The following is a 12021-nucleotide window of genomic DNA, read 5'->3' as shown; positions in this document are numbered from 1 at the left end:
TCAATAGTCAAAATTTTCAAGGCAAATAACTATAACGTTATAGTTTCCTCAAAATTTTCAGCTTAGTAGTCAATAGTCAAAATTTTCAAGGCAAATAACTATAACGTTATAGTTTCCTCAAAATTTTTAGGTTATTAGTCAATAGTCAAAATTTTCAAAGCAAATATTTATAGTATCAAAAAAATATGTTACTACTGCAATTAAAATAAAAAAGTGATGGAACTCTTTTTTTATTAGTTATTATGGACTCAATTTTAATTACTGGGATTCGTTGCTATGGATACATCGGATTTTTTCCAGAAGAAAAAGTATTAGGTCAATGGTTTGAAGTAGATTTAACTTTAGGGTTAGATTTAACTGCTGCTAGTAGAAGTGATGCCTTAGAAGATACTGTAGATTATGGCAGTATAGTTAAAACTGTCCAAGAATTAGTGAAAAATTCTAAGGTTGCTTTATTAGAAAAAGTAGCAGATGTAATTGCTAAAGCTATTTTAGAACAGCCATTAGTGCAAAATGTCAAGGTTAGTTTAACTAAATTATCTGCTCCTATTCCTGATTTTAGTGGCAAAGTTACTATTGAAATTACTAGAGAAAAATAATTAATAATTAATAATTACGGGGCTTACGCAAACCTTTAGAAAACAAGCTATTTGTAATAGTGTATATTTTCTTATGTTGTGTAAGTCCTGAATTAATTATTACCTCCCCAAAGAAAGTCAGTTTCTCGTAGTTATGGTAGAAACATAGTTTCTGGGTTGACCTCCGTAAGTAATAATTCTATAACTAATAACTGAAATCTGAAATAAGATGACAAATAATACTTCTATTAAACAAACATTTTTTGACCGTTGGGCACCAAGTTACGATTGGTTATTTCCATCAGTAATTTATCAAGCTATACATCAAAGATTGTTGGAATATGTAAATTTATCAACTTCTGCAAATGTACTAGATTTAGGTTGTGGTACAGGTAAACTTCTGAATCGTCTTGCTGTTAATTTTCCTACTATTCAAGGTACTGGTTTAGACTTATCTCCAGAAATGATTAGTCAAGCTAATAGTCGGAATTATTATCCACAACGTTTAAGGTTTGTATCAGGAAATTCTGAAGAAATGCCTTTTGCTGAAGCAGAATTTGATGCTGTTTTTAATACGATTAGTTTTTTACATTATCCTCATCCTCAAAAAGTATTTAATGAAGTTAGTAGAGTGTTGCGCCCTGGTGGATATTTTTATTTAGTTGATTCTTATTTTCAATGGCAAGATGAATTTCAATATTTAGGTATTACTCCAGGAGGTTTAAATCTATATAGTCCGACAGCTCGTGCAAAATTTGGCAAAGAAGCTGGATTAAATTTACAAGCTAATTATTATTTATTAGGAGCAGTATTACTCACAATATTTACTAAATAATTAGGGAGTAGGGAGTAGTTAAGATTTAAGATTTAGAGGAGTTATAGAAAAAGTTGTCATTCATAATTTCCCCTTAGTTTTTCTCTCATAATTAGGGTTTTCTGAATAAATTTTACACTATTGAAAGATAAATTTTTCAGCAATTTTAGGTAGGTCAAAAGTATCAGATTTTAGGTAAAAAACATGAAAAATTAGCAGAATAAAGATGTAATTTTAGCAGTATTAAATTTTCAATTATCAATAGAAAGCATACCATCTTTTGGCGATATGTAATTGAAAAGTTCAGCTAAATTAATGTCACTATATTTTTGATGATTAAGATTTGGCGCTTGAATATCCTGAAGTTCTCTATTTTGATTATTGAGATATTTTATTAAATGAGAATAGCGGAATTTAAGATTATCTAAACCACCTCTTTCTACTACCATAGTACCAAAATCTAAGCTAGTAAGTAAGCTAGTACCAAGGACGATTTTAGCTAATTTTTTCAGAAGTTATTTTAATTATTAATAAATAGAAAATAGGGAACTGGAAACAGAGAAAATTTTAAAAATAAAAAAAGATGTACTTTATTGCACTAGGAGATGGTATATTACAAACACGATCTAACTTACCTGAAAACTGTGAAATCAAAAAAATTGATATTTTAATACCGATCTAGATACCTTAAATTCAACTGATTTAAAAATAAACTTAAGATAAATAGTTACTATAAAATTTCTGAAACTTTTAGCAGAAGATTTAAGCATTTAGTATTTAGTATTTAGTATTTAGCACTCAGCTTTTTAAATAAACTATTAAAGTTAGCTTGTTACCTTTTTCTGTAAGCATTTCCTGCGGAATACTTCGCAAACAAAAGTTAGCTATCATCTATCAGCTTAATTACGTCTAAAGGGGGAAAGAGCAATTTAGATATTTTACAGAATTAAAAGTATGGTTAAATAATTAATAATTAGCGCTTGCTGATTAAATCTAAAAGTATTTATAGATAAAGCTTTCAGTTTTTTTAGCTATAAAAAAGTGTGAACTTTGAGGTTCTTAAACTACGGTTCCCGAAAAATCAAAAATTGAGCATTTTTTAGCTGACTATTACAGAAAAATTACTCTGACTACTTTTCCAACCACCTCTTTTACAAATACCCTAAACCTTAACTCCTAACTACTCCCTACTCCCTAACTTAAAAAAAAATGTTAAATATTTATCGTTCTATCTTACTGCCAATTATATTTTCTGGATTAAAAGCAGATCCAGAATGGGCACATCATCAAGTCCTAAATATTCTCAATTTTATGGATACTTATTCCAACTCCCAATCAATAAGTATACCTCAGACAATAATAGAGAAATTTTTATGTTTTGAAGATACTCGTTTAGAGCAAAATTTATGGGGATTAAATTTTAAAAATCCTGTTGGTTTAGCAGCAGGATATGATAAAGATGGTCTAGCTATTAATGCTTGGCCTCGATTAGGTTTTGGATTTGCTGAACTAGGTACAGTCACTTTCCATAAACAACCAGGAAATCCCCAACCAAGATTGTTTCGTTTACCTAAAGATTCGGCTGTTTTAAATCGAATGGGATTTAATAATCAAGGTGCTGCTGCTTTAGCTGAAAGATTACAAAATCAGAGAAAAACTAATTCTTTGATTCCTCCTTCTTTGTTTCCTTATGGTGTGAATATTGGTAAATCTAAAATAACTGATTTAGAGGCAGCACCAACAGATTATTTAGATAGTTTTCGATTGTTAAAAAGTTTAGGAGATTATTTTGTAGTTAATGTTTCTTCTCCTAATACTCCAGGATTACGTTCTCTACAAAATGCTGAAAGCTTAAGTAAAATTTTGTCAGTATTGCAACAAGAAAATCAAAGCAATAAGCCAATTTTAGTTAAGATTGCACCAGATTTAGAAGATGAAGCGATCGCCTCAATTTTAGAGATAATTAAAGAATATAAAATATCTGGAATAATTGCCACTAATACAACTATTAATCGTGAGGGATTAAAAACTAAAATTATCTCCAGAACCGGTAAAAAAGTAACTGAAGAACTAGGTGGAATAAGTGGCGCACCATTAACCAAAAGATCGACAGAAATAATTAAATTTATCTGGCAAAAAACAGAAGGAAAATTACCAATTATTGGTGTAGGTGGAATTTTTACTGTAGAGGATGCGTGGGATAAAATTACTGCGGGTGCAAGTCTAATTCAAGTTTATACAGGTTGGGTATATCAAGGACCGGGAATGGTGAAACACATTCTTCAAGGATTATTAAAAAAGTTAGATGAACAGGGATTAAATTCTATTTCTGAAGCTGTTGGTTTAGCACATCATAATTCGGTTTAGAAAGAAGGAAAAAGAAAGAAGGAAGAAGAAGGAATAATAGGAAAAAAAATAGAAAAATTATAGTAACCACTAAATAATCTGGAGTAAATCGGTAAATGGCAAGCCTCAAATGGCGTCAAGTTATTCCTAAATTAGTAGTTCACATCCATTTATTGAGCAGATACAAATGGTAAATAAAATTATCTAAAATGAATTAAAATAGATATTTTTAAGAATATCTGATTGAGACCAACTTTTTTGTAGCATTATTTTTTCAGATTGGTATAATTTACTGCCACAAATTATATGCTTTAATAAGCTAATAGCCATTGAAAATGTCTATTAGCTTATAATGTCGTGCAGCTAAACCCTATATTCAATCCAACAAGAAAAATAAACTTCTGTATTTCCAGTATCTAGTTGTAGCCAGAAGTAATTATAACTAAAATGACTGATTTAATTAGGAAAAGCTAAATCAATAAAATCCCAATGTATAATTAACTTAAACATCTAATCAACTAACTGATAACTGATAACTGAAATAACCTATGTTTCTGAAATTTTTTTTACTTAAACAACGCTTAATTTTGTCGCTTTTTCTATTAACAATACTATTAATTCCTGTAGCTTTAAACTTTTATATTAGAGTAGCTACAAGTAGATATCGGTACAAAAATCCAGAAGAAATTCCAGCTAAACCTATTGCCATAGTTTTTGGAGCTGGAATTTGGCAAGATGGTACTCCCACCCCAATGTTAGCTGACCGAGTACAAGGAGCAGTTAATTTATACAACATTGGTAGTGTGAAAAAAATTTTGATGACTGGTGATAATAGCGCCTATGATTATAATGAGGTAAAAGCAATGCAAGAATATGCTATTAGTCGTGGTGTACCTATTGAAAATATTACTCTAGATTATGCAGGTTTTAGTACCTATGAAAGTTGTTATCGAGCTAAAGAAATATTTGGTATTAATCAAGCAGTTTTAGTGACTCAAAACTATCATTTACCTCGCGCAGTTTATACCTGTCGTCAATTAGGAGTAGATGCTGTAGGCTTAGGTACAATAGACTGGGGAAAATTTAGAAATGATTCTATGAGACGTTATTCTACCCGTGAATTTTTGGCAGTTTTAAAAGCATTTTTAGAAGTTCATATTACTCGTCCTAAACCTACTTTTTTAGGACCTTTTGAAGGGATTAGTTAATGGATAATTGATAATGACGGCTAGTAAAGCTTTTTAGTGCGGGCATCTTGCCCGCGACTTTACCTCATAACAATGGAAAGCGCTGTATTTTCCCCTAAATCTTAAGCATTTAAACCACATATTTGTTCTATGTCTAGTTAATAATGCCACCCTTCTGAATTTTGATTTTTGACTTGCTAAAACCCATTTTAAATGGGTTTTAACTTACTCCTTACTCTGTTGATTAGAAGATAAAAGATCTAACTTATAACCAATACCCCTAACAGTTATAATTCTAGGTAAATTATCACTTTTCTTCTCTATTTTTTTCCGTATTTGACTAATATGAACATCCACAACCCGTTCATCTCCAACATACTCAAAATTCCAAACTTCTTGGATTAATTCTGAACGTTTCCAAACACGACCAGGTTCAGTAGCTAAACAGTTTAGTAAGTCAAATTCTAATGCTGTTAAAGCAATTGATTCTTCCTTAACTTTAACCTCTCTACCAAGAGGAAAAATTACTAAATCTCCAATTTTTAAGTTTTTTGGTTCTGGAGTTAAAACTAATTTTCGGCGCTTTAAAATAGCTCTGACACGAGCGCTTAATTCTATCAAACCAAAAGGTTTTGTCATATAATCATCTGCACCCCCTTCAAAACCTTGTAATTTGCTTTCTTCATCTGCAAGACTTGTCAACATTAAAACAAAGACATTTGTATTCTTTTGCATTTCTTGACAAAGTTTAAAACCAGTAGTATCAGGTAAATTTACATCTAAAACGACTAAATCTGGGGCAAATTTACTAAATAATTCTAGAGCAGTTTTACCGTCTCCAGCAGACTCTACTTGATAGTTTTGTTGACTTAAATACCGCTGAATTAAAGTTCGGATTGCTGGATCGTCATCAATAGCTAAGATTTTGGCAGAAGACATAACAAAAATATTAAGTATAGTGTAATTATCATACAACTAAATTTTTAGTTTTTCAGGATGTACTTAATTTAATTCTATCATAAAATTTTTTTTTGCATAATTTTATAAATACTCTGATTCTGATCAAATATAGCTCTTTACTATATAAATTCAAAGAAAAATTTCGTTTCTAAGTTCCCAATATAAGTCCTAAGTCATCTACTAAAATTAAATTTTATTCAGTCCTATTTGCAGAAAAATGTCACAATTTATAGATGTGGTATTTGCCTAAATAAAATGGTTTTTATGGGATATTTTTTGACTACAACATCACTAAAATTTTAGGCAATAAATCACTGGGAATTTTAGAGAGAGCTATATTTTGTCCTTTGATGCCAAACTTACTGTAAAAGGTACGAATAATTCTCAAAATATAATTAACACTAGCTTCCTCAATTTGCACTTCATTAATGTTAGTTTGGGGTCTATCATTATGAGCTAGTAAATGATGCTCTAAAGCTGCTTCTAAATTACTAACTTGACTACGTCCGTCTAGTGTGGTATCTATCTCTATAGCTACTTGATAATAAGCAAGCCCAATATTGTTGTGAGTGGCCAATAAGTCAAAAGTAAGCTGAGAAGGAGAAAACTTTTCCGCAACACTCACTGCTTCCAAATAAGCAGCGATCGCTTTCTTAAAAAGCTTGCTCCGCATTTGATATTCTTCAAATTGGTTAGCTAAATGCCAATAAGCTGTACCTAAACTATTTTTTGTGGCAGCATAAGCAAGAGGAAAATTTTCTGAAGTCCGATACTCCAGGGAAACTAAATAAGCATCAATAGATTTGAGAAGTAAACTTTCTGATTCTTCTGTTTGAAATTGAGCTAAATACCAATAAGCTATCCCTAAGTTATTTTGAATCATGGCATAGTTTAGAGGTTCAATTTCTGGGGTAAAATAATCAATAGCTTCCTGATAAGCAAAAATTGCTCCTTGTAAATGCTCAACACCTTGAGTATGTTGAGCCAAATTCCAATAAGCTGCCCCTAAATTATTTAAAGTAGAAGCATAATCTTGAGCATTAGCTACTTTATCCAGATAAAATATAGCTTCCTGATAAGCAGCAATCGACTTTTCCCAATTCGGCTTTGCCTCCTGATAAATAGCTAAGTCTGCATAAGCTAAACCTAAATTTTTTTGTAATCTGGCGTAAGTATCTTTTTGAGATTTGGTAACTTCATTGATAGCCATTTGATAGAGAATAATACTTCGCTTCAAATAAATCAAAGAATCAGACTTACTACTAGATTTAACTTGACGAGACAACATCCAATATAGGGTGGCAAGATCGTTAAAAATGTCAAGAATAGGAATTTGATATGAAGAAAATTGGCTGGTATCTTCTATATCTGGAGATATCCACTCCATGACCATCTCATAAGCATGAATGGCAATAATTAGACTTGGCTCCGAAACTTCTCCTGTTAAAACTTGGTCACGATAAAAATCTCCTAAAGTTTTATAACCTAAAGCTAATCCGTGAGATGAATATTGAGATTTATTCAACTCCTGAATTTCTCTAATAATTCTCACTTGTTGTTTTTCCAAGGAATTTTTTTCTTTTCCGGACTTTCTAGAAATTTCTGCCCATGCTAAATTTGCTAGTTCCCCTAATTCTAATTTTTGCTGTGGAATATTTTCTTGATTTTGGCTATAGTTAGCAGTTAATTCTGGTAATTTTTGTGGCGCTGGAGGAAGAAGATAAAGTTGAGAATTTTTTAATTCAAAAGTGTCAGACTTTTGTTCGACTGCCATTAATGGTCTGACTATATTAATAACAGGTAAGCTAGTTATTGATGGGGAAAAAGATAAAGGCTTTTTTTGATTTGGTAATGATGATTTTTTTTGTGTAGGAGTTATGGGGGTAGGGTCTCCTTCAAACTCAAATATACCTGTATGCCAATTCCAAAATTCTGGGGCTGATTGTTTGATAGTATTTAGCCAAGGTTTAGTTATCCAAAGTAATATACTGGATTCTAATTTGGATATACTTGTGGCTATTTTTTTGAGGTTGCTAATAAATGACCATTGAACACCTGAAGGTTGTTTAGTTAGGTTTTCTACGCCAATAATTTGAAACCCTAAAATTTGATATTTTTCTGTTTGTTGAAATTGATAATTTTCGGCAAACCATTGATTAATTTGAGTTAACGGATGAGGATTATTTAAGTTTAAATTGAGTGTAACAAATAATATGTCTTTATGATTATTTTCTTGCTGTTCTGCGTAATCTATCCTATTTGTTAAGTCTAGTTGTAAATTTTCAACTATAGTATCTCTGATATGTTGATTATCACATACAGCTATAAAAACTTGACGGCGTAAATTTAAAGATAAAGCTTGTTTTAAGCGTTGATAGATTTGCCGATTCAATCTAGAAATTGTTGGGGCAGAAATGTCTATCACTTTTCTATTAAAGGGATAAGTTATCAGTTATCAGTTATTAGTTATCAGTCTCCCTAAAATCCTAACTTTTTGGTAGACGTAGTAGACGTAGGTTGGGTTAAAGAACGAAACCCAATATTAATAAGGAAGGCAAATTAAATAAGACCGGAAAATTTGGGTTTTAGCCTGGGAGTAGGGGGTTTGGTATCCAAACCCCCTACAGCGCTGACGGCTGAATATTGACCTAATTATATCAAATCCTTGAAATAATAGGGAATAGGTATGGAGGGAACAGGGAACAGAAACCCGATAATTTATGAACTCAGAAACCCGGTTTCTTAAAGAAACCGGGTTTCTCTGAGTAAAAAACTAGACCCCTAAAACTTCAGGAACCTAGTTCAGTTTCTCAATAATCTCTACTAAAAATTTAAGCAGAAACAGAAAAAGCCACAAACACTAAACCAACTACTAATAAAAATCCTAAAGCTCCTAATATAATATAGGTAACTTGTTGTTTCTTATCTGGAGCCTCAGCTTGATAAACCTTTGGCTCTTCAGCAAAATTATTTAAACGTCCGCCTTCTTCTGTAGTATATGGCATAATTAAAGACCCTTTTTCTTTATTATTTTTTAATCATTACTAGATTAACAGAAATTGGGCAATATAGGAAACGATCACCACAGCTAAATGCTGTTAATCCTACCAGTCATAGGAGAAGAAGCACTTGCATACTCTTTTTTTGGTATTCTGCCAGCTAGATAAGCTAAACGTCCTGCTTCCGTGGCCATGCCCATAGCTTTAGCCATAATAGGTGGACTTTTGGCTAGAGCGATCGCCGAATTAATAAGTAAAGCATCAGCTCCCATTTCCATTGCTTGAGTTGCTTCGCTAGGAGTTCCTATCCCTGCATCCACTACCACAGGAACAGTAGAATTGTCAATAATTATCGAAATATTAGCTCTATTCTGGATACCCTGACCTGAACCTATGGGCGACCCCAAAGGCATAACTGTAGCACAACCAACTTCTTCCAATCTTTTGGCCAGAAGTGGGTCAGCATTAATATAAGGTAGTACCACAAAATCTTCCTTAATTAATTGTTCTGCCGCTTGTAGAGTGCCAATGGGGTCTGGCAGTAAATATTTAGGGTCAGGAATAACCTCTAATTTGACAAAATTATTATCCTCTTGACCCAACAATCTGGCCATTTCTCTACCCAACCTAGCTACCCGAACTGCATCCTCAGCCGTTTGACAGCCAGCAGTATTAGGCAACATCCAAATTTTTTTCCAGTCTATAGCTTCTGCCAACCCTTCATGACCAGGAGCTTGAGTTTGTACCCGTCGTACTGCTACAGTCACAATTTCACATCCACTAGCCTCTATACTTTGCTGCATCGTTTCAATAGTGGGATATTTGCCTGTACCTGTCATTAGACGGGAGGAAAATTTTTTACCAGCAATAATTAGAGGTTGTTCTAGAGATTCTGTAGTTAATTTTTCTGCTATTTGCATTGTTTAAATAAGATTTTAGATATCAAGTTTTGAATTTTTAGGAAGTTATATCAAATCCAGTAGTATCAGTAGAATTAAAGAGAGTAGGGGTTTAGTCTCCAAACCCTTTACAAACTATAAATTTTCGTTAATTCTAATACTAGAACCTTACTCTCCTAAGCAAGAGAATTTGATATACAAAGTAGAGTAAATTATAATTTTATCCACAATAATAATAGGAATAATTTCAAGAATTATTTATCATTAACCATAAGCTCCATGAGGTAAAAATCCCAAAAGTCGCTTCAATCTTTCATCTGCTTCTTCATAACAATGACTTGGCATTTGATAATTCATAAAAGGTGCATACTTGTGTCCAACTAATCTTTTGCCATAAGTAACTTGTGTAATGTAGCGGGGGACAGAAGATGAATTTCTAGAACCTCTATGCCAAACTTGATTGTTAAAACAAACCGCAGTACCCATTCCTCCCAGACAACTATGAATTTTATCTTCATATCCTAAAACATTACCGTCACAAAACTTGCCAAATAGATGTGAACCCGGAATAACTTGGGTTGGTCCATTATCTGGAGATAGTACATCTGTTAAATAATAATTAACACTAAATGCTAGAACATTCAACCGAATATTAGTTAGAGGTTTACCATCAAGAGAAAGAATATGTGGTGTATCATCTTGATGCCATCTATTGTTTGCTAATCCATCAGTTTGAGGAGGAATTTTAAAAGAATTATTATGGATAACATGAACAACATTAGCATTAGGCATTCCATCATTTCTTGAGTAACCTTTTCCATTGGCTTCACCAATTAAATGTTCTGCAAATGTAACAATTGGTTCCATGGTAAACAAGTCTAGATTATCTTGGGAATGTTCAAACATTCGTTCCATTATTCTGACTGATGAGTAAGCTTTCTTTAGTGGATTATAACTTTCATCTTTTGCCTCTTCAGTTTTATCTAAAACTTTGTCTAAGTCATTTTTTAAAGATTCACATTTTTCAGGAGTTAATACATTAGGAATAACTAAAAAACCATTAGTATGAAAAGATTCCATCCATGTATTTAATTGTTCTGTTGATGGTATTTTACCAGCTAAATATTCAGATATTTTTTTATTATTATCCTTTATAATTATCATATTTAAAAAAAAAGAAGGCTACAAAAAGGCTGAAACCTTTACAAATAAAAACTTTGATATTTATTCAGCTCACCCTACTTATAAAGCTATATTCTTAACTACTCCCTACTCCCTAATTTATAAAGCTATATTCTTAACTACTCCCTACTCCCTACTCCCTAATCTTCAAAAAATAAGGAAAAAGCAGGAAGTAAGCCGGGTTCTGTTCTCTTACCTGAAACCAGTTAAGAGGGCAGTTATCTATCTGGGATGCCTGTCACCAGGCACCTCTTGCGGTACACCTAACACCATAGACAAATCTATAGTGCAACGGAACTGGAAAAAAACCAACCATTGTTCCTCCGACCTTGCTCCCCGCCGGGGTTTACCTAGCCAGTGCCTCACGACACTGCTGGTGCGCTCTTACCGCACCTTTGCACCCTTACCCTGAAAAACAGGGCGGTATTTTTCTGTGGCACTATCCTCACGATCACTCGCACTGGGCGTTATCCAGCAAGCTTGGTTTTTCGGGAGCCCGGACTTTCCTCAGACTCAAATATTGAATCCGCAACCGCCTCACCTACTTTTTCCCTATTGGATATTTATTCTATCAAAAAATAGGGAGTAGGGAGTAGGGAGTAGGGAAGAATCAGAATCAGGACTTACGCAAAGGCACTACATAAGGAGTATTGGTGCGTTACTCCTTTTCATGTCGCGCAGTTTCATGTTCTCAAGTGAGGAAAACACACCCTACAGGCCGGTTGTGGGGAGTGAAAACCTAACCCCCCAACCCCCTTCCCTGCAAGGGAAGGGGGAGAAAGACTCCCCTCTCTCTGCAAGACAAGAGGGAGAAAGACTCCCCTCTCTCTGCAAGGGAAGGGGGAGAAAGACTCCCCTCTCTCTGCAAGAGAAGGGGGGAGAAAGACTGAAAGGGAAGGGGGAGAAGGACTCCCCTCTCTCTGCAAGAGAAGGGGGAGAAAGACTGAAAGAGAAGGGGGAGAAGGACTCCCCTCTCTCTGCAAGGGAAGAGGGAGAAAGACTCCCCTCTCTCTGCAAGAGAAGGGGGGAGAAAGACTCCCCTGTCTCTGCAAGAGA

General features: G+C 33.5%; 11 protein-coding genes and 1 other RNA gene. 5 read left to right on the top strand and 7 right to left on the bottom strand.

Features of this window, described 5'->3' with window-relative positions; all coding sequences use genetic code 11:
* Positions 1-242: 242 nt before the first annotated feature.
* Both folB and VKJ25_RS09015 read left to right on the top strand, forming a co-directional pair.
* A complete protein-coding gene (folB, locus tag VKJ25_RS09020; RefSeq protein WP_324236295.1) occupies positions 243-599 on the top strand; it encodes a dihydroneopterin aldolase in 357 nt (118 codons plus the stop codon).
* Between the two features lie 208 nt (positions 600-807).
* Positions 808-1413 carry a class I SAM-dependent methyltransferase gene (locus VKJ25_RS09015; RefSeq protein ID WP_324236294.1) on the top strand — a complete coding sequence of 202 codons (606 nt, stop codon included), beginning with the start codon at positions 808-810 and terminating at the stop codon, positions 1411-1413.
* A gap of 230 nt (positions 1414-1643) precedes the next feature.
* On the opposite strand, the gene VKJ25_RS09010 is transcribed toward VKJ25_RS09015, so the two are convergent.
* The gene (locus VKJ25_RS09010; protein ID WP_324236293.1) at positions 1644-1841 is read right to left on the bottom strand and encodes a hypothetical protein; all 198 of its coding nucleotides are present in this window, start codon (positions 1839-1841) and stop codon (positions 1644-1646) included.
* Between the two features lie 760 nt (positions 1842-2601).
* Here VKJ25_RS09010 and VKJ25_RS09005 point away from each other — a divergent pair.
* Both VKJ25_RS09005 and VKJ25_RS09000 read left to right on the top strand, forming a co-directional pair.
* Positions 2602-3759: a quinone-dependent dihydroorotate dehydrogenase gene (locus tag VKJ25_RS09005; protein ID WP_324236292.1), complete on the top strand. Its 1158-nt coding sequence runs from the start codon at positions 2602-2604 to the stop codon at positions 3757-3759.
* Positions 3760-4286: 527 nt separating this feature from the next.
* A complete protein-coding gene (locus VKJ25_RS09000) occupies positions 4287-4946 on the top strand; it encodes a SanA/YdcF family protein (RefSeq protein WP_324236291.1) in 660 nt (219 codons plus the stop codon).
* Positions 4947-5150: 204 nt separating this feature from the next.
* Here VKJ25_RS09000 and VKJ25_RS08995 read toward each other — a convergent pair whose 3' ends face one another.
* The 6 genes from VKJ25_RS08995 to rnpB form a co-directional block, all read right to left on the bottom strand.
* Positions 5151-5864: a response regulator transcription factor gene (locus VKJ25_RS08995; RefSeq protein ID WP_324236290.1), complete on the bottom strand. Its 714-nt coding sequence runs from the start codon at positions 5862-5864 to the stop codon at positions 5151-5153.
* A 301-nt stretch (positions 5865-6165) separates the two neighbouring features.
* On the bottom strand, positions 6166-8310 hold the full coding sequence (locus VKJ25_RS08990) for a tetratricopeptide repeat protein (protein WP_324236289.1): 2145 nt from the start codon (positions 8308-8310) through the stop codon (positions 6166-6168).
* Positions 8311-8716: 406 nt separating this feature from the next.
* Positions 8717-8890: a photosystem II assembly protein Psb34 gene (gene psb34, locus VKJ25_RS08985; protein WP_324236288.1), complete on the bottom strand. Its 174-nt coding sequence runs from the start codon at positions 8888-8890 to the stop codon at positions 8717-8719.
* A gap of 83 nt (positions 8891-8973) precedes the next feature.
* Positions 8974-9804: a thiazole synthase gene (locus VKJ25_RS08980; protein ID WP_324236287.1), complete on the bottom strand. Its 831-nt coding sequence runs from the start codon at positions 9802-9804 to the stop codon at positions 8974-8976.
* A gap of 243 nt (positions 9805-10047) precedes the next feature.
* A complete protein-coding gene (locus VKJ25_RS08975) occupies positions 10048-10947 on the bottom strand; it encodes a phytanoyl-CoA dioxygenase family protein (protein WP_324236286.1) in 900 nt (299 codons plus the stop codon).
* Between the two features lie 175 nt (positions 10948-11122).
* Positions 11123-11514: RNase P RNA component class A (rnpB, locus tag VKJ25_RS08970), an RNA gene on the bottom strand.
* Positions 11515-11635: 121 nt separating this feature from the next.
* On the opposite strand from rnpB, the gene VKJ25_RS08965 reads away from it, so the two are divergent.
* The coding region (locus tag VKJ25_RS08965) for a hypothetical protein (protein WP_324236285.1) at positions 11636-12021 on the top strand (386 nt) is incomplete at its 3' end.

Source organism: Okeania sp. (assembly GCF_035285525.1).
GTDB lineage: Bacteria > Cyanobacteriota > Cyanobacteriia > Cyanobacteriales > Microcoleaceae > Trichodesmium.
This window is presented reverse-complemented; position numbering and strand designations above follow the sequence as displayed.